16 protein-coding genes, 1 tRNA gene and 1 pseudogene are annotated in these 18,145 nt (G+C 74.8%); 14 read left to right on the forward strand and 4 right to left on the reverse strand.

All coding sequences use genetic code 11. From position 1 onward, the window contains the following. The first annotated feature begins 121 nt into the window (after window positions 1-121). The 6 genes from crcB (ACFVXH_RS27990) to ACFVXH_RS28015 all read left to right on the forward strand — a co-directional run bounded on the left by crcB (ACFVXH_RS27990) (window position 122) and on the right by ACFVXH_RS28015 (window position 5,841). The gene (gene crcB / locus ACFVXH_RS27990; protein WP_387828393.1) at window positions 122-628 is read left to right on the forward strand and encodes a fluoride efflux transporter CrcB; all 507 of its coding nucleotides are present in this window, start codon (window positions 122-124) and stop codon (window positions 626-628) included. Further along, window positions 625-1,023 carry a DUF190 domain-containing protein gene (locus tag ACFVXH_RS27995; RefSeq protein WP_117488946.1) on the forward strand — a complete coding sequence of 133 codons (399 nt, stop codon included), beginning with the start codon at window positions 625-627 and terminating at the stop codon, window positions 1,021-1,023. The genes crcB (ACFVXH_RS27990) and ACFVXH_RS27995 overlap by 4 nt, the downstream gene beginning before the upstream one ends. Further along, the gene (gene crcB / locus ACFVXH_RS28000) at window positions 1,020-1,394 is read left to right on the forward strand and encodes a fluoride efflux transporter CrcB (protein WP_074002061.1); all 375 of its coding nucleotides are present in this window, start codon (window positions 1,020-1,022) and stop codon (window positions 1,392-1,394) included. The genes ACFVXH_RS27995 and crcB (ACFVXH_RS28000) overlap by 4 nt, the downstream gene beginning before the upstream one ends. 157 nt (window positions 1,395-1,551) lie before the next feature. Then, window positions 1,552-2,292 carry a hypothetical protein gene (locus tag ACFVXH_RS28005; RefSeq protein ID WP_387828304.1) on the forward strand — a complete coding sequence of 247 codons (741 nt, stop codon included), beginning with the start codon at window positions 1,552-1,554 and terminating at the stop codon, window positions 2,290-2,292. Between the two features lie 195 nt (window positions 2,293-2,487). Next, window positions 2,488-4,776, forward strand: a complete 2,289-nt coding sequence (locus ACFVXH_RS28010; protein WP_387828307.1) for a DEAD/DEAH box helicase — start codon at window positions 2,488-2,490, stop codon at window positions 4,774-4,776. A gap of 225 nt (window positions 4,777-5,001) precedes the next feature. After that, window positions 5,002-5,841 carry a TIGR02452 family protein gene (locus ACFVXH_RS28015; protein ID WP_049660839.1) on the forward strand — a complete coding sequence of 280 codons (840 nt, stop codon included), beginning with the start codon at window positions 5,002-5,004 and terminating at the stop codon, window positions 5,839-5,841. 7 nt (window positions 5,842-5,848) lie between these two features. Here the strand turns inward: ACFVXH_RS28015 and ACFVXH_RS28020 are convergent, their stop codons facing one another. After that, window positions 5,849-6,184, reverse strand: a complete 336-nt coding sequence (locus ACFVXH_RS28020) for a hypothetical protein (protein WP_387828310.1) — start codon at window positions 6,182-6,184, stop codon at window positions 5,849-5,851. Window positions 6,185-6,292: 108 nt separating this feature from the next. Further along, window positions 6,293-7,387 (reverse strand): hypothetical protein, encoded by a 1,095-nt coding sequence (locus ACFVXH_RS28025; RefSeq protein ID WP_387828313.1) that lies wholly within the window; start codon window positions 7,385-7,387, stop codon window positions 6,293-6,295. A 134-nt stretch (window positions 7,388-7,521) separates the two neighbouring features. Between ACFVXH_RS28025 and ACFVXH_RS28030 the strand changes: the two are divergent. Further along, a pseudogene (locus ACFVXH_RS28030) lies at window positions 7,522-7,980 on the forward strand (RICIN domain-containing protein); the annotation flags it as partial. A 7-nt stretch (window positions 7,981-7,987) separates the two neighbouring features. Here the strand turns inward: ACFVXH_RS28030 and ACFVXH_RS28035 are convergent. After that, complete coding sequence (locus ACFVXH_RS28035; protein ID WP_074002065.1) at window positions 7,988-8,683, reverse strand: tyrosine-protein phosphatase; 696 nt, start codon at window positions 8,681-8,683, stop codon at window positions 7,988-7,990. Window positions 8,684-8,795: 112 nt separating this feature from the next. Next, window positions 8,796-9,557 carry an SDR family oxidoreductase gene (locus ACFVXH_RS28040; RefSeq protein ID WP_387828316.1) on the reverse strand — a complete coding sequence of 254 codons (762 nt, stop codon included), beginning with the start codon at window positions 9,555-9,557 and terminating at the stop codon, window positions 8,796-8,798. A gap of 193 nt (window positions 9,558-9,750) precedes the next feature. Here ACFVXH_RS28040 and ACFVXH_RS28045 point away from each other — a divergent pair, with 193 nt between their 5' ends. The 7 genes from ACFVXH_RS28045 (at window position 9,751) to ACFVXH_RS28075 (ending at window position 18,022) form a co-directional block, all read left to right on the forward strand. Further along, a complete protein-coding gene (locus ACFVXH_RS28045; RefSeq protein ID WP_387828319.1) occupies window positions 9,751-10,530 on the forward strand; it encodes a DNA polymerase beta superfamily protein in 780 nt (259 codons plus the stop codon). A gap of 47 nt (window positions 10,531-10,577) precedes the next feature. Further along, window positions 10,578-10,650, forward strand: a tRNA-Lys gene (locus ACFVXH_RS28050). A gap of 587 nt (window positions 10,651-11,237) precedes the next feature. Continuing rightward, a complete protein-coding gene (locus tag ACFVXH_RS28055) occupies window positions 11,238-12,959 on the forward strand; it encodes an LCP family protein (RefSeq protein ID WP_387828322.1) in 1,722 nt (573 codons plus the stop codon). 134 nt (window positions 12,960-13,093) lie between these two features. Continuing rightward, window positions 13,094-13,585 carry an SRPBCC domain-containing protein gene (locus ACFVXH_RS28060; protein ID WP_387828325.1) on the forward strand — a complete coding sequence of 164 codons (492 nt, stop codon included), beginning with the start codon at window positions 13,094-13,096 and terminating at the stop codon, window positions 13,583-13,585. Window positions 13,586-13,847: 262 nt separating this feature from the next. Further along, window positions 13,848-14,648, forward strand: a complete 801-nt coding sequence (locus ACFVXH_RS28065; RefSeq protein ID WP_049651767.1) for a VOC family protein — start codon at window positions 13,848-13,850, stop codon at window positions 14,646-14,648. Window positions 14,649-14,867: 219 nt separating this feature from the next. Next, on the forward strand, window positions 14,868-15,617 hold the full coding sequence (locus ACFVXH_RS28070) for an HAD family hydrolase (protein ID WP_387828329.1): 750 nt from the start codon (window positions 14,868-14,870) through the stop codon (window positions 15,615-15,617). Beyond that, window positions 15,614-18,022: a glycoside hydrolase family 65 protein gene (locus tag ACFVXH_RS28075; RefSeq protein WP_387828332.1), complete on the forward strand. Its 2,409-nt coding sequence runs from the start codon at window positions 15,614-15,616 to the stop codon at window positions 18,020-18,022. Before ACFVXH_RS28070 ends, ACFVXH_RS28075 begins: the two co-directional genes overlap by 4 nt. The last annotated feature ends 123 nt before the right edge of the window (window positions 18,023-18,145 follow it).

The following is an 18,145-nucleotide window of genomic DNA, read 5'->3' on the forward strand; positions in this document are numbered from 1 at the left end:
GTGTGCCAGGTGGCGGGGGCCGGTGTTTGATGGGGCTGTGACGACTTCGGAGGGCGCCGTGGACGACGCCGCGGACGGCACCTCGCCCGGGGGCACCGCGGCGGACGGCCCGGCCCGGGTGCTGCCGTCGGGCGCGGCGCCGGCCCCCGGCGGACGGCCCGGCCGGGCCCGGCCGCCGGTGCTGCGCGGACAGGGGCGGGCGGTGGCGGTGGTCGCGCTGGGCGGGGCGATCGGGGCGGTCGCCCGGTACGCGGCCGGGCTCGGCTGGCGGACCGGGCCGTCGGCCTTCCCGTGGACGACGCTGCTGGTCAACGTGGTCGGCTGCGCGGTGATCGGGGTGTTCCTGGTGGTGATCACCGAGGGGCGCCAGGCGCATCCGCTGGTGCGGCCGTTCTTCGGCACCGGGGTGCTGGGCGGGTTCACCACCTTCTCGACGTACGCGGTGGACGTCCGCCGCCTGCTGGAGGGCGGCCGGCCGGGGCCCGCCGTGGCGTACCTCGGGCTGACGCTGGCGGGCGCGCTGTTCGCGGTGTGGGCGGCGGCCGGACTGACCCGGCGTCTGGTGCACCGGGCCGTCCGCCGCGGGGCCGAACGGGGCGCGACGGCGCCCGGCGGGGGCGTGCGGTGAGCCGGCTGAGCGGGCCGGCGCTCCGGCTGACCGTGCTGGTCGGGGAGAACGACCGGTGGCAGCACCGCCCGCTGTACAGCGAGATCGTGCACCGGGCCCGGGCGGCCGGGCTGGCCGGGGCGAGCGTGTTCCGGGGGATCGAGGGGTTCGGGGCCTCGTCGCTGGTGCACACCACGCGGCTGCTGTCGCTGAGCGAGGACCTGCCGGTGGCGGTGGTGATCGTGGACGAGGAGGAGCGGGTGCGGGCGTTCCTGCCGCGGCTGGACGGGATGGTGGCGGAGGGGCTGGTGCTGCTGGACCGCTGCGAGGTCGTGACCTACGCGGGCCGGGGGCCGGCGGCGGAGCCGGGCCGGGACGCGGGCCGGGATCCGGGCCGGGGGGAGACGGCGGAGTGAACTGGCTGCTGGTGGTGGCGGGCGCGGTGGTCGGCGCGCCGCTGCGGTACCTGACCGACCGGGCGGTGCAGTCCCGGCACGACTCGGTGTTCCCGTGGGGGACGTTCACGGTGAACGTGGTCGGCTGCCTGGTCCTCGGGCTGGTGACCGGCGCGGTGGCGGCGGGCGCGGCCTCCTCGCAGGTCCAGCTGCTGCTGGGGACGGGGCTCTGCGGGGCGCTGACCACCTACTCGACCTTCTCGTACGAGACCCTGCGGCTGGCCGAGACCGGGGCCGGACGGTACGCGCTGGCCAACGCGGCCGGCAGCGTGGCGGCCGGGCTGGCCGCGGTCTACGCGGGCGCGGAGCTGGCCTCGGCCCTCTGGGGCTGAGCGGGGCGCCGGAAGCGCCCGGGAGGGGCCGGTGCGCGCTCCCGACCCGGGCGAGCTTGGGCGCTGCCCGTGTCCCGCCGGGCCGGGCGCGCGTTGGGCACCAAAAGCGGCCGCGCGCGAGTGGGCGGCCCGGGTGGGGCGGTAGAGAGGGACCTCAGTGGCTTCGGTACGGGCGGCACGGACGGTGCGGGCGGTACGGGCGGTGCGGGTGCGGCTGGCCGCGGCGCGTACGGCTCCGGGGCGGGCGGCGGCGCTCCCGCGCTCGCGCGCGGTACGGGCGGCGGCGCTGCTGACGGTGACCGGGCTCGGGCTGACCGGGTGCATGTCCGTCGGCCCGGCGGCGGAGGAGAAGCACGGCGTGGCGCCGGTCGGGCAGGCCGGTCCGGCGGCCCGGCCGGGGGCGACGGGCGGGCCCTCGGCCTCGCCGGGGGCCGGGCACCCGGGCGGGGCCTCGGGCCATCCGGAGCGGCCGGGGGGCCTCCAGGGCGAGGGCGGGGCGAACGGGGCCACCGTGACGGCGCCCGGCGAGGCGGCCCCGGGGGCGAACGGCGCGGTGGCCGGGGTGGTCCCGGTGCCGGGGTCGGGCGCTCCCGACGGCGGTCCGGGCGGCGGTTCGGCGGGCGGTGCGAACACAAGTCCCGTGCCGCACCCGGGCGGTGGCCCGGGCGGGTCGGGCGGTACGGCGGGCTCCGGCGGTACCGGCGGGGCGGGCGGCACCGGGGAGGGCCGCTCCGGCGGCGGCTCGGCCGGGACGCCCTCGTCCACCCCGAGCAGCCACCCGTCCGGCACCCCCGCGCCCGAGCACAGCTCGCCCGCCGCGACCGTCCCGCCGGCCCCGGACCCGTCCTCCGGCAGCTCCGGTTCCTCGGCCCCGAGCCCGCGGGTGGTCGCGCATTAGGTGATTGAGCAGGGGGTTTGCCTCTGATCCCCAGGTTCGTCTATGGTGGTAGATCGTTCGTTTGATCCATTTGACTGGCGCCCTATTCCCATCTGGCGCCCTTGGCGCGTTCCGGCGATCCGTGGCTGACCGCATAGAGGCGGTTGTGAAACAGAACCCCGGACTTTGGCGCGTGCCACTTCCGGAAGGTTTTGCATGTCTCTCGTTGACGACGCCCGCTTCGCCATGCCCGCGAACGAGGCCGCCGCCGATGTCACCGACACCAACGACATCACCGACACCGCCGCGGACGAGGTGATCGCCGAGGCCGTGGAGACCGTGGAGGCCACCGAGGAGGCGGCCGCCGAGCCCACCATCACCTTCGGCGACCTGGGCCTGCACGACGACGTCGTGCGTGCCCTCGCCAAGCGCGGTGTGACCACCCCGTTCCCGATCCAGGCCGCGACCATCCCGGACGCCCTGGCCGGCAAGGACGTGCTGGGCCGTGGCCGTACCGGCTCCGGCAAGACCCTCAGCTTCGGCCTGCCGCTGCTGACCCGCCTGGCCGACGGCGAGCGCACCAAGCCCAAGCACCCGCGCGGCCTGATCCTCGTCCCGACCCGTGAGCTGGCCATGCAGGTCGCCGACGCCCTGGAGCCGTTCGGCTCGGTGCTCGGCCTCAAGCTCAAGGTCGTCTGCGGCGGCACCTCGATGTCGAACCAGATCTACGCGCTGGAGCGCGGCGTCGACATCCTCGTCGCCACCCCCGGCCGTCTGCGCGACCTGCTGAACCGCGGCAGCGCCAAGCTCGCCGACGTCCGGACCGTCGTGCTCGACGAGGCCGACCAGATGGCCGACATGGGCTTCCTGCCCGAGGTCACCGAGATCCTCGACCAGGTGCCGGCCGGCGGCCAGCGCCTGCTGTTCTCCGCCACCCTGGAGAACGAGATCGACACCCTGGTCAAGCGCTACCTGAAGAACCCGGTCACCCACGAGGTCGACCCGTCGGCCGGCGCGGTCACCACCATGACCCACCACATCCTCGTGGTGAAGCCCAAGGACAAGGCGCCGATCACCAACGCGATCGCCGCCCGCAAGGGCCGCACGATCATCTTCGTCCGCACCCAGATGGGCGCCGACCGCGTCGCCGAGCAGCTGATCGAGGCCGGCGTGAAGGCCGACGCGCTGCACGGCGGTATGACCCAGGGCGCCCGTACCCGCGTCCTCGGCGACTTCAAGGACGGCTACGTCAACGTCGTCGTCGCCACCGACGTCGCCGCCCGCGGCATCCACGTCGACGGCATCGACCTGGTCCTGAACGTGGACCCGGCCGGCGACCACAAGGACTACCTGCACCGCTCGGGCCGCACCGCGCGCGCCGGCCGCTCCGGCGCCGTCGTCACCCTGGTGCTGCCGCACCAGCGCCGCGGCGTCTTCCGCCTGATGGAGGACGCGGGCGTCGACGCCTCGCGCCACATCCTCGACCACGCCTTCGACGCCGAGGTCGCCAAGATCACCGGCGCCCGTTCGCTGACCGAGGTCCAGGCCGAGAGCGCCGCCGGCATCGCCGGTGCCGCCGAGCGCGAGCTCGCCGACATGACCCGCCAGCTGGAGCGCGCGCAGCGCCGCGCCACCGAGCTGCGCGAGGAGGCCGACCGCCTGGCCGCCCGTGCGGCGCGCGAGCGGGCCGAGCTGGGCATCGAGGACGAGGAGCCGGCCGCCGAGGCCGAGTCCGGTGAGTCGGCCGAGGCCGCTCCGGCCGCCGAGGCCCCCGCCGCGGCGCAGGCCGAGGACCGTGCCCCGTCGTACCGCGAGGCGCGCGGCGAGCGTCCGGCCTACGGCCGTGACCGTGACCGTGACGACCGCGGTGGCCGTTCGGGTGGCTTCGGCGGTGGCCGTGACCGCGATGACCGTGGCGGCCGTTCGGGCGGCTTCGGTGGCGGTCGTGACCGCGATGACCGTGGTGGCCGTTCGGGTGGCTTCGGTGGCGGCGACCGCGAGCGCGGTGGCTTCAACCGTGACCGTGGCGGCTTCGGCGGTGGCCGTGACCGTGACGACCGTGGTGGCCGTTCGGGTGGCTTCGGTGGCGGCGACCGCGAGCGCGGTGGCTTCAACCGTGACCGTGGCGGCTTCGGTGGCGGTCGTGACCGTGACGACCGTGGTGGCCGTTCGGGTGGCTTCGGTGGCGGCGACCGCGAGCGCGGTGGCTTCAACCGCGACCGCGACGACCGCGGCGGCCGTTCGGGTGGCTTCGGCGGCGGCGACCGTCCGGCCCGCTCCTTCGGCGACCGTCCGTCCTTCGGCCGGGACCGTGACGAGCGCGGCGGCAGCAGCCGTCCGTTCTCGCGCCGCGACGACCACCGCTCCGGTGGCCGTCCGCAGTCCGACCGCGGTGGCTTCAACCGTGACCGTGGCGGCTTCGGCGGTGGCCGTGACCGTGACGACCGCGGCGGCCGTTCGGGTGGCTTCGGCGGCGACGACCGCAAGCCGCGCTGGAAGAACTGACGCCGCACCGGCGGTGACCGACCGCCGGCCGGGCTGAACGTGCGGCCGGGCCGACCACATGGCCGGGCCGACCGCGTGAAACGCACGAAGGGCCCGCTCCTCCCCGGAGCGGGCCCTTCGCGTTTCCCCCCCCACGCGGACACCCCGCCATCCCCCCGGGGTGTTGTTCTGGAAGTGAGAATAACCTGTGGCGCACGGGCGCGGTAGTCCCGTAGCGTCGCGGCCATGAGCAGCAGACTGCACGACGTGGCACGGGTGAACGAGGAGATCGCCGAGCGCGGGAGCTACCGGACGGCCGGGGGCGAACTCGTGCGGGTGGGGGAGGAGTTGGCGGCGGCGAAGGCCGGCACGGTGTCGTACGCGCCGGAGCGGCTGGACGCGCTGCTGGCGGAGGGCGGCCGCGGGCCGGGGCCGGCGGCCGGGCGGATCGAGGTCACGGCCGAGGGGAGCGTCCAGGCCGCCCGCCGGCTGGTCGACGCCGGGGCGGGGCCGGTCGGGGTGCTGAACTTCGCCTCCGCGCGCAACCCCGGCGGCGGCTACCTGCGCGGCGCCCGCGCCCAGGAGGAGGACCTGTGCCGCAGCGCGCTGCTGTACAGCTGCCTGCTGGAGGCGCCGGACTACTACGAGGCGCACCGGGCCTCCACCGACCTCCGGTACAGCCACCGGGTGATCGTCTCGCCGGCGGTGCCGGTGATCCGGGACGGGCGCGGCGAGCTGCTGGCGCGGCCGTACCCGGTCTCCTTCCTGACCTCGCCCGCGCCCAACGCCGGTCAGCTGGAACGGCGTTCACCCGGTACCGACGTCCGCGGCGTGCTCGCCGAGCGGGCCGTGCGGGTGCTCGCCGCGGCCGCCCGGCACGAGCTGCGCACGCTGGTGCTCGGCGCCTGGGGCTGCGGGGTGTTCGGCAACGACCCGGCGCAGGTCGCCGAGGCCTTCGAGGGGGCGCTGGCCCGGTACGGGGCGGCCTTCGACCGGGTGGTGTTCGCGGTCTGGGACCGCGCGCCGGTCTCGGCGAACCGGGCCGCCTTCGAGGCCCGGTTCGGTGCGGAGCGCGCGGTCCGGTGAGGGCCGGCTAGCGCTTGCGGGCGGAGAGCGCCGTCGCGGCCGTGGAGGCCGCCGCGACCACGCCGGTCACCGCGAACACGGACGGCCAGGCGCCGATCTTCTTCGCCAGCGGGTGCGAGCCGCCGAAGGCCGCCACGTACAGGCCGGTCAGCGCCGCCGCGGTGCCCGTGCCCGAGCTCCGGCGCCACTGCGCGGCCGCTCCGGCGCCGGCCACCGCCAGCACCGCGCCGCCCAGTTCGCGCCGGCCGCTCCAGCGGGCGACGCCGTAACCGCCGACCAGACCGCTCGCCGCGGTCAGCGCGGCGGGCGCGGCGGCCGCGAGCACGTTCGGGACCTTCGCCATCGTCGACTCCACTCGTAGGGGGCTGTGTCGGCTTCCGACCCTAACCCGGTGAACGGGCGGGGCCGTCGGGGCCTCCCGGAACGCCTGGACCCGCCGGAGTGCCCCGGTCTACCGGAACGCCTCGGCGGGCGTCTGCCCCGGCACCGTGGCGGCCAGCCGGCGGGCGGCCTCCGCCGGGTCGAGCACCCGCTCCAGCCGCAGGTCGCCCGGAACCTCCTGGATGAACCGCCCGGCCGACCAGCTGCGCTCGTACGGCAGCGGCTCCAGCACCAGGGTGCGCACGCCGTCCACCACCGGGATATCGCCCGGCGTCCCCTCGTTCCAGATCCAGGAGCCGTCCGGCGCGACCAGGTTGAAGGCACCGGTGGCGATCACCCGGCGGCCGTCCAGGAACGCCGTCCGGGCCAGCGCCACCACCTCCCGCTCCTGCGGGGTGCCGGGCAGGTGGCCGCCGCCGATCAGCACGTCGGCGAGCAGGGTGTGCAGCTGGAAGGTGTCGCTCAGGCCGCTCATCCGCAGCAGGTAGCCGGTGCCGGTGGGGCGGTCGAGCACCAGCAGCGGCTCGTCGTCCAGCATCAGCGCCAGGTGGACCAGGCCCTTGAAGTCGTGCTGCTCGCCCTGGTAGCGGTCGAACAGCTCCAGGAACACCTCGGTCACGCCCGAGGCGCGGGCCTCGGCCCGGACCTCCGCGTGCGCGTACACCGCCCAGGCCGCCTGCTGCCACAGGTGCAGCGTCCACCAGGCGACCACGGCCAGGTGCGCGTGCCACTCGTCCAGGTGCGCCGGGTCGGCGATCCGCTCGTGCGCCTCGGCCGGATCGTCCTCCTCCGCGCTGGGCAGCGGGCCGCCGCCGGTGGAGACCCAGCGCCGGACCAGCAGCTGCGCGCCGGTCAGCGCCCCGCGCAGGCCGGCCAGCACCGGGCCGGAGCAGGCCACCGGGTCGGCGCCGTGCTCCACGCAGGCGCCCACCACCATGGCCAGGTGCGCGCGGGGGAAGGGCGGGGCGTCCGGCAGCAGCGCGGCCAGCCGGGGGCCGGCCGCCACCCGCTCCGCCGGGTCGGCCGCGCCGAACAGCCCGCCGACCAGGCCGAGGGCGGGCCCGAACCGCTCGTCGTCCCCGGCCGCGACCACGGCCTCCAGGGCGGCCACGGCTTCGGAGAAGGTGGGCTGTTGACGGTGCGACGGTATCTGCTCGGTGGACATTCGCCGCAGCATAGGGGGCGGGGCCGGTCCGGCGGAAACTCCTCCGCGCCCCCGGCTCAGAGCCCTCGGCCGGCGGCCCGCACGGCGGCCCGTACGGCGGTGCGGGACGGCCTGTCGGTGCCCGGTGGCAGACTGCGGTCGTGACAGACTCCGCGATCACCGACGGCAGCTACCTCGTCCGCAACGTCGGCAGCGGCCTGCTGCTGCGGGTCGCCGACGGCTCCCGGCGCAGCGGCGCCCGGATCGTCCTCGGCGCGGACGACGGCAGCGACGCCCGGCTCTGGCGGCTCACCGCCGTCCACCCGGGCGGCGCGCTGTTCCACATCGAGAACGTCGGCAGCGGGAAGCGCCTGGACGTCGCCGGCGCCTCGACGGAGGACGGCGTCCGGATCCAGCAGTGGTCGGCCAACGCCTTCGGCGCCCAGGAGTGGCTGCTGGAGGCCCACGTCGACGCCCCGGGCACCTACACGGTGACCAGCTTCATCAGCGGCAAGCCCCTGACGGCGGGCGACACCCCGGAGGCCGACGTCCACCAGCGGGAGGACGCCGACACCCCGGCGCAGTGGTGGCGCTTCGAGCGCCGGGAGGGCTGACGGCCGGTCAGTCCGAGAGCTTGGCGCGGACGGCGTCGAGTTCGGCGTCCGTCGTGCCGTGGTGGCGCAGGTAGTCGGGGACGGTGCCGTGGTGGTCGTGGATCCAGGCCAGCGAGGAGGCGAGGTGCCCGGCGTCGACCGGGCGGGAGATCCGCTCGGTGCCGGTCTCGTCGACGTACGGGGTGGGGCCCTTGTCGAGGCCGAGGCCGACGTTGGAGCGCAGGAAGTCGGTGGTGATCTCGGCCTCGGAGGCGCCCAGCAGGGACTGGAGGACGGCGATGGTGAGGCCGGTGCGGTCCTTGCCGACGGCGCAGTGGACGACGGCGGCCAGTGAGTCCGGCGCGGCGAGGCGGCGGACCACGGCGGCCAGCGAGGGGCCGGCCGTCTCGGCCATGAAGGGGTAGAGGGCCGCCTGGTCCTCGGGCCAGGGCCGGTCGACGTCCTTGCGGTCGGCGGGCAGGGTCGGCAGGTTGAGGGACTCGTGGTCGAGGCCGTGCCGCTGGTCCGGCCAGGTCCGCAGCTCGAACGCGCTGCGCAGGTCGAACACCGTCCGCAGGCCGAGCGCCTTGAGCCGCCGGGCGCCCTCCTCGGTGAGGGTGTGGAAGGACCCGGAGCGGTACAGCACGCCCCGGCGGAGGGCGCCGATCCCGCCCGCGTCACGGAAGTTGCGCACACCGGGGATGTCGATGAAGGCGTCGGTCATGGCCACCACCGTACGGGCGGGGGCGGACGGGCGGAAGGAAACCGGAGGGGGCCGCTCGGTGGCGGGACGACGCTGGCCGAAACCGGCCCCCTCCGGTACGGAACCGGGCTGTTCAGCGCCCGCCCGAGACCTCCAGGAACGCCCCCGTGGTGTACGAGGCCGCCGGGGAGAGCAGGAAGAGGACCGCCTCGGCGACCTCCTCCGGCTGCCCGCCGCGGCGCATCGGCAGGTTGGGCGCGACCCGGTCGACCCGGCCGGGCTCGCCGCCGAGCGCGTGGATGCCGGTGTGGATCAGCCCCGGTCGCACCGTGTTGACCCGGATGCCCTCGGCGGCGACCTCCAGGGCCAGGCCGCGGGTCATCGAGTCCACCGCGCCCTTGGCGGCCGCGTAGTCGACGTACTCGTTCGGCGAGCCGATCCGGGAGGCCGCCGAGCCGACGTTGACGATGGCGCCGCCGTGCCCGCCGTACCGGGTGGACATCCGGCGGACGGCCTGGGCCGCGCAGAGGAACGGGCCGGTGATGTTGGCGGCCCAGATCCGGTTCAGCCGGTCCTCGTCGATCTCCTCCAGCCGGCACTGCTGCTCCAGCGTGCCGGCGTTGTTCACCAGCCCGGTGAGCGGGCCGAGTTCGGCGTCCACGGTGGTGAACAGCCGCTCCACCCCGGCGGTGCGGCTGACATCGGCGCGGACCGCGAGGGCGGTGCCGCCGTCGGCCCGGATCTTCTCCACGACGGCGGCCGCGTTGGCCTCGTCCGTACGGTAGTTGACGCAGACCCGGTAGCCGCGGCGGGCGGCCAGCAGGGCGGTGGCGGCACCGATGCCGCGGCTGGCGCCGGTGACGATCAGGACCTCATCGGTCAGGGTGGTCGACATGGCCCGTACGCTACCCGGCGGCCCGGCCGGGGACACCCGCCGCGGCCGCCCGCGGGGCCGCGATCCTCGGGGCCCGGTATCGGCGGCCGGGCCGGCGCCGGAGCGGAATTCGCTCGCCCGGCGCGGCCCGCTCCGGCGAGGATGCCCGGACGAGGATGCGGTGCCCGCCCGTCCGTACGAGAGGAGTCCGCCGATGTCCGCCGTTCCCGTTGCTCCCGTCCCTCCGTCCGTCCCCGGCACGGTGCTGCTCTCGGGCATCGTCGGCTCCACCGCGTACGGCTTCGCCCACGCCGGCTCCGACCTCGACCGGCTGGGCCTGTTCGCCACCCCCACCGAGGAGTTGCACGGCCTGCACCGCCCGGCGGAGTCCCAGGTGACCACCGCGCCGGACCTCACCCTGCACGAGGCCGCCAAGTGGTGCCGGCTGGCGCTGAACTGCAACCCGACCGCCTCCGAGCTGGTCTGGCTGCCGGACGGGCTCTACGAGGTCCGCACCCCGCTCGGCGACGAACTGGTCGGCCTGCGCACGGCCTTCCTCAGCGCACCGGCCGTACGGAAGGCCTACCTCGGCTACGCCGACCAGCAGTTCCGCAAGCTGCTGACCCGCGACACCACCGACCCGGCCACCCGCCGCCGGGCCGCCAAGCACGCCCGGCACCTGGTCCGGCTGGTCGAGCAGGCCGTCCGCCTGCACGAGACCGGCCGCAACCCGATCCGGCTGCCCGACCCCGAACGCATCCGCGAACTGGGCGAACGCATCGCCGACCACCCCGCCCTCGCGGAGGGCCTGCTGGCCGACGCCGCCGACCGCCTCGCCGGCCCCGGCGTGCTGCCCGCCGCGCCCGACCCGCGCCCCGTCGAGGCCTGGCTCCGCCGGGTCCGCGCCGCCCACTACACACCGCCTCAAGACCCGCTCCACAACCCCGGCACGCCCGCGCAATCCACTGGCGGAGCCCTGGGCCCCACCGGGTAGGATCGCCGTGGTCCTCCCACCCGGAACCCCGGGTGTTCCAGGGCCGCGGGGCGCTAGCTCAATTGGCAGAGCTGCGGACTTTTAATCCGTAGGTTCAGGGTTCGAGCCCCTGGCGCCCCACCGCACCGAGGCCGGATCGGGATGTTCTCCGATCCGGCCTCCGCCGTTCCCGGGCGTGGGCGTTCCGCCGCCCGGAGCCGCGCGCCGCCACGGGCCGCGGCCGGTCCTGGCGGAAGCCGCCCGGGCCTGCCCCGCGTGCCCAACTCCGGTGCGTGCGAGGGCGTTGGGGTGCCTGGTCCGGGGGTGGGCCGATCCGCTGCCGTCCGTGGCCGGTTCGCGCCCCGCGGCCGGTGCCGATCGCGTGGCGTCCCCACCTGCCGTGCCGGTGGCTGGAATTCGGTGTGGACGCGGACCGGTGGAGTGGCATGGGTCACGTCGGAATCGGGCGTTTTCGACTGTTCTGCGGTGGTGTTGCCCGTCGGTCGGCGGGGTTGTCCGAGGGCCGAGGGTCGGTGATCGTGTCGGGCCTAAATATGATCGGAAGCCACGATCGTCGGTTAGTGGTGACGGTCGTATGTGCAACCTGGGAACGGTTCGGGCCGTCTCTCTGTGTGCGGTGCGCCGGATCGTCAGGGGCGTCGCTTCCGTCGGTGAAAGGTACGCGCATGTCAGGTCGGAGGGGCGAGAGCCCGGCTCGGGGCGAGGACATGCCCACGACGGAAGATGCCGAGAGCTCAGTGCCCGGTCCGCGCAGCGGTGGCCGGGCGGAGGCCCGCCGTGCCGCGCAGGGCAAGGGTGGCGGTTCGGCCACCGCGGGTGCCGCGGCCGCCGCGGGTGGCGGCCGGGCCGCGGCGCGCAAGAGCGCCAAGCCCAAGAAGAACGTGAAGAAGATCGTCGCCTGGTCGACGGCGGGCGTGCTGGTGGTCATCGCCGGTGTCGGCGGCGCGATCTACCTCAAGCTGAACGCCAACATCAAGTCCTTCGACGCCGACGCCATAGCCCGCAACCGCCCCCCGGAGGCGAAGGCCGACGCGGACGGCAACAGGCCGGTCAACGTGCTGCTGATCGGCTCGGACAGCCGCGGCAAGAACAACTCCGACCTCGGCGGCGGCGCCGACGACGGCGGCGCCCGCTCGGACACCACGATCCTGCTGCACGTCTACGCCGACCACAAGCACGCCGTCGGCATCTCGATACCGCGCAACGCCAAGGTCGAGCTGCCGTCCTGCAAGCTGCCCAACGGCAAGTGGACCAAGGGCGGCAACACCGACCTGTTCAACGCCGCGTTCTCGATGGGCGGCAGCGACGACGGCAACCCGGCCTGCACCCAGAACACGGTGGAGAAGCTCACCGGCATCCGCGTCGACCACACCCTCGTCGTCGACTTCAACGGCTTCGCCGCGATGACCAAGGCCGTGAACGGCGTGGACATCTGCCTGCCGAAGCCGATCTACGAGGGGGACATCAACCCCAACCTGAAGAGGAAGGGCGACCTCGTCCTCCCGCAGGGCAAGCAGACCGTGGAGGGCCAGCAGGCGCTCGACTACGTCCGGCTGCGGCACGGCATCGGCGACGGCTCGGACATCGGCCGGATGAAGCGCCAGCAGGCCTTCCTCGGCTCGCTCGCCACCAAGATCAAGAAGGAGGGGATGAACCCCACCACCCTCCTGCCGCTGGCCGACGCCGCGACCAAGTCCCTGGTCGTCGACCCGGGCCTGGACTCGGCCGACAAGCTGGCCTCCTTCGGCCTGTCGCTGAAGAACATCGACATGCACGACCTGAAGTTCGTGACGGCACCCTGGCGCTTCCGCACCCAGGACAAGGACCTCGACCTGGTCCAGCCGGACGCCAACAAGCTCTGGGAGACCCTCAAGGCCGACCAGACCATCGACGGCCAGAACGCCACCGGCCAGCAGCCGGACGCCCCGGCGGACGGCACCGGCCCGGCTCCGCAGCAGCCCGCCGCGCCCACCACCCCGGCCGCCCCGGCCGCGGACACGTCCAACTCGGCGATCAGGGTGGCGGTCTACAACGGGACGATGACCAACGGCCTGGCCGGCAAGGCGACCGAACTGCTGAAGGGCGCCAAGTTCACCGCCAGCACGGCGGGCCAGGCCGCGAGCACCAAGTACAAGACCACCACGATCGAGTACGGCACCGGGCAGAAGGCGAACGCCGAGAAGGTCGCCGCGCTGTTCCCCGGCGCCAGCCTGGAGTCCAGCACCGCCCGGGGCATCTCGGTGATCACCGGCCAGGACTTCGCGGCCGCGATGGGGATGTCGACCGGTGCCCCCGCCGGCGGCGGCGCGACGGCCGCCACCCCGGGCGTCCCGGCGCCCCCGCAGCCGCTGCCGACCACCATCACCAACGACGCCCGCTCGGCGGACGACGACATCTGCGCGAACACCAGTTACGGCAGCGGCGGCTGACCGCACCGGAACGACCGCACCCACCGGAACGACGGGGACGACCCCCGGGCCGGCGCCCCCTCCGGGGCGCGCGGGTCCGGGGGTCGTGCCATGGTGGGCGTAAGGGAATCCGGCGGCCACCGAAAGGCGGACCCATGCCCGAGATCGCCCTCCAGCTCGACATCGCCGCGCCCCGGGACGTGGTGCTCGCCGCACTCACCACGCACGACGGGCTGACCGCCTGGTGGACCACCGGCGTGGACCGGGACGGCGACGTCCTGCTGTTCGACTTCCCCGACGTCCCCGAGCCGTTCCGGCTGCGGGTGGAGCGGGCCGACCGGGACCGGGTGGTGTGGACCAACGCCGGGTCCTTCCCACCGCACTGGGCCGGCACCTGGATCAGCTGGGAACTGTCCGACCAGCCCGTCGCCCCCGACGAGCCCACCGCCTCCGAGCCCGGCCGGCCCGCCGTGCCCGGGCGCACCCGGCTGCTGTTCCGGCACGGCGGCTGGCAGCCGGGCAGCGAGGACGGCGTCCCGGCGGTGGCCGGCACCTGGGCCGAACTGCTGGTCCGGCTCAAGGACTACGCGCAGAGCGGCAAGGTGCAGCCGTACTTCGTCACCGGGCACCACCACGACGCCCCGTGAGCAGCCCGGGGAAGAGTTCGGGGAACAGCCCCGGTGAACAGCCCGTGAGCACCCCGCCCGAGCCCCGTGACGGTCCGGCCGCCGGTCGCCCGCCAGGGCGCCGTCCGGTGGCGGGATCGCGACGGCGGGCCGAAGGTGGCGGTGTACCGCCGTCGTCCCGGCCGGGCCGTACCCCCACCAGGCCCGGCCGGGACGAGGGCCCGACCGCTCCGACCGTCCCGACCACCACAGCCGGCCACCACCGCCTCCGGGAGGCCCAGCAATGCCCGTAGTCACCGATCCGTACAAGCCCGGCACCCCGTGCTGGGTCGACCTGATGGCGAGCGACCAGCAGGCCGCGCTCGACTTCTACCGCGACCTGTTCGGCTGGCAGGGCGAGGTCGGCCCGGCCGAGTTCGGCGGCTACGCCGTGTGCATGCTCAACGGCCGGCCGGTCGCCGGGATCATGGCGCAGGCGGCGCCCGAGGGGCAGCCGACGCCGCCCGTCGCCTGGACCACCTACCTCGCCTCGGACGACGCCGACGCGGCCCGGGCGTCCATCACCGAGGCCGGCGGCACGGTCCTGTACGACCCGATGGACGTCGGCACGATCGGCCGGATGCTGGTCGCCGCCGACCCGACCGGCGCGGTGTTCGGGGTCTGGCAGGCGATGGACTTCATCGGCGCGGGCGTGGTCAACGAGCCCGGCGCACTGGTCTGGAACGAGCTCAACACCGCCGACACCGGCGCGGCCGGCCGCTTCTACCAGCCGGCCCTCGGGCTGCGCCCGGCCACCATCCAGGGCATGGACGGCTACTTCTCGCTCAACGTCGCCGACCGCACGGTGGGCGGCATGCAGGCGATCCCCGGCTACCTGGCGGCCGGGACGCCCTCGCACTGGATGACCTACTTCTCGGTGGACGGCGCCGACTCCACGGTGGACGCCCTGGTCAAGGCGGGCGGCTCGGTGATCCAGCCGGCCTTCGACATGCAGTCCGGCCGGATGGCGGTGGTCCAGGACCCGCAGGGCGCGGTCTTCGCGGTCATCGAGGCGCCCGAGGCGCAGATGCCCGACTCGCCGTAACGCCGCCCCGGCGCCGTAACGCCGCCCCGGCGCCGTAACGCCGCCCCGGCGCCGTAACGCCGCCCCGGCGCCGTAACGCCGCCCCGGCGCCGTGACGCCGCCCCGCCCCGGTCCGGTCCGGTCCGGTCCGGCCCCGCCCGGCAACCGGAAGCCGCCCTTCCCGCGACGCGCCGCCGGGAAATGGGCGGCTTCCCCCCGTTCCCGGGTAAGACTGCACCCATGCTGGGGCTACCGGACGACATCCGTGCTTTCCTCTTCGACCTCGACGGGGTGCTCACCCAGACCGCGAAGGTGCACGCCGCGGCCTGGAAGGACACCTTCGACGCCTTCCTGCGCGCCGAAGCCGCCCGCACCGGCGGCCAGTTCGTCCCCTTCGACGCCGTCACCAACTACGACACCTACGTGGACGGCCGCCCGCGCCTGGACGGCACCCGCGCGTTCCTGCGCAGCCGGGGCGTCGACCTGCCCGAGGGCACCCCGGACGATCCGCCCAACTCCCCCACGGTGCAAGGGATCAGCCGGGCCAAGAACGACACCGTGCTGCGGCTGATCCGGGAGCAGGGCGTCCAGGCGTACCAGGGCTCGGTCGACTACGTGCACCGGCTGCGCGCGGCCGGGCTGCCCAGCGCCGTGGTCTCCTCCAGCGCCAACTGCCGGGACGTGCTGCGGGCGGCCGGCATCGAGGAACTGTTCGAGGTGATCGTGGACGGCAACACCGCCAAGGCCGAGGGACTGCCCGGCAAGCCGGCCCCCGACACCTACCTGTACGCCGCCCGCGCCCTCGGCGTCGAACCCGCCCACGCCGCGGTCTTCGAGGACGCGCTCGCCGGGGTCGCCTCCGGCCGGGCCGGCGGCTTCGGCGCGGTGGTCGGGGTGGACCGCACCGGCCAGGCCGCCGAACTGCGCCGGGACGGCGCCACCGTGGTCGTCCAGGACCTCTCCGAGCTCCTGGGGGAGGAGGAGGCATGACTCCCGGGGACAAGAACTTCGCGATCGACCCCTGGCAGATCACCGAACAGGGCCTGGACCTGGCCTCGATGGCCCGCGCCGAGTCGGTCTTCGCGCTCTCCAACGGCCACATCGGCCTGCGCGCCAACCTGGACGAGGGCGAGCCGCACGGCCTGCCCGGCACCTACCTCAACGGCGTCTTCGAGCTGCGCCCGCTGCCGTACGGCGAGGGCGGCTACGGCTACCCGGAGTCCAGCCAGAGCGTCATCAACGTGACCAACGGCAAGATCATCCGGCTGCTGGTGGACGACGAGCCCTTCGACCTGCGCTACGGCGAACTCGTCAGCCACAAGCGCTGGTTGGACGTCCGCGAGGGCCTGCTGCACCGCGAGGCGGAGTGGACCTCCCCGGCCGGTCGGACGATCAGGGTGCGCTCCTCCCGACTGGTCTCGCTCACCCAGCGCGCCGTCGCCGCCGTCGAGTACAGCGTCGAGGCGGTGGACGGCCCGGTGCGGATCGTGCTCCAGTCCGAGCTGGTCGCCAACGAGCAGCTGCCCGGCGGCCCCGAGGGCGACCCGCGGGCCGCCGCCGTGCTGGAGGCGCCGCTGCAGCCCGAGGCGCACCACGCCAGCGGGACCAAGGCCATCCTGGTGCACCGCACCCGGTACAGCGGCATCCGGGTCGCGGCCGGGATGGACCACATCATCGAGGGGCCGGAGAAGTCCGACACCGTCGCCGAGGCCGACGCCGACCAGTGCCGGATCAGCGTCACCACCGTGCTCAAGGCCGGACAGCGGCTGCGGCTGACCAAGTTCATGGCCTACGGCTGGTCCGGCACCCGCTCGCTGCCCGCCGTCCGGGACCAGGTGGAGGCCGCGCTGACCGCCGCCCGGTACACCGGCTGGGACGGGCTGATCGCCGAACAGGCCGAATTCCTCCAGGAGTTCTGGGAGACCAGCGACATCGAGATCGAGGGCGACGTCGAACTCCAGCAGGCCGTCCGGTTCGCCGTCTTCCACGTCCTGCAGGCCGGCGCCCGCAGCGAGGAGCGGGCCATCCCCGCCAAGGGGCTGACCGGGCCCGGCTACGACGGGCACAGCTTCTGGGACACCGAGACCTTCGTCCTGCCGGTGCTCACCTACTGCCTGCCCGCCGCCGTCAACCAGGCCCTGCGCTGGCGGCACACCACCCTGCCGCTGGCCCGCGAGCGGGCGGTCCAACTCGGCCTGTCCGGCGCGGTGTTCCCGTGGCGGACGATCCGCGGCGAGGAGTGCTCCGGGTACTGGCCGGCCGGCACCGCGGCCTTCCACATCGGCGCCGACATCGCCGCCGCCGTCGCCCGCTACGTCCGGGCCACCGGCGACGCGGAGTTCGAGCGCGAGTACGGGCTCGAACTGCTCGTCGAGACCGCCCGGATGTGGCGCTCGCTCGGCCACCACGACGTGGCCGGGAGGTTCCGCATCGAGGGCGTCACCGGCCCCGACGAGTACAGCGCCGTCGCGGACAACAACGTCTTCACCAACCTGATGGCGCAGACCAACCTGCGCGCCGCCGCCGAGGCCGCCGTCCGCAACCCGCACGAGGCCGCGCTGCTCGGCGTGGACACCGAGGAGACCGCCGCCTGGCGCGACGCGGCCGCCGCGATGTACATCCCGTACGACGAGGACCTCGGCGTGCACCCGCAGGCCGACGGCTTCACCCACCACCAGGTCTGGGACTTCGAGCACACCCCGCCGGAGAACTACCCGCTGCTGCTGCACTACCCGTACTTCGATCTGTACCGGAAGCAGGTGGTCAAGCAGGCCGACCTGGTGCTCGCCATGCAGGTCCGCGGCGACGCCTTCACCGACGAGCAGAAGGCCCGCAACTTCGCCTACTACGAGCGGCTGACCGTCCGGGACTCCTCGCTCTCCGCCTGCACCCAGGCGGTGATCGCCGCCGAGGTCGGCCAGCTCGACCTCGCCTACGACTACACGGCCGAGGCCGCGCTGATGGACCTGCACGACCTCGGCGGCAACACCCGCGACGGCCTGCACATGGCCTCGCTCGCCGGGGCCTGCATCGCCCTGGTGGCCGGCTTCGGCGGGCTGCGCGACCACGGCGAGGCGCTCTCGTTCCGGCCCCGGCTGCCGTCCGGGCTGATGCGGCTGAGCTTCTCGCTGCTGGTGCGCGGGCACCTGCTCGGCGTCGAGATCACCCACGAGCGGACGACGTACACGCTGCGCCGCGGCGAGGTCCTCCACGTCCGGCACGACGGCGAGGCGGTGCAGGTCAAGTCCGGTGCCCCGGTCGCCCTGCCGACCACCGCCCCGCCCGCCCAGGAACGGGTCGCCCAGCCCCCGGGCCGCGAACCCGGCCGCCGCAAGCCCCAGGCCGGCCTCGCGGCGGGCAAGCTCGGCCAGCAGGACCACCTGGCGGCCGAGTAGCCCGTACCCCGCTCCCGCGCTCCCGGGTCCGCCGCCTCACCCGTTCGCCCCGCCCCGGCTGCGCCGCCCCCGGCCGCCCCGGAGAGTGCTGGTGTCCCGTGGAGCCGCCCCAGCGAAGGAGTC

Origin of the sequence: Kitasatospora sp. NPDC058184, assembly GCF_042883725.1 — a bacterium.
In the GTDB taxonomy this organism is placed as follows: domain Bacteria; phylum Actinomycetota; class Actinomycetes; order Streptomycetales; family Streptomycetaceae; genus Kitasatospora.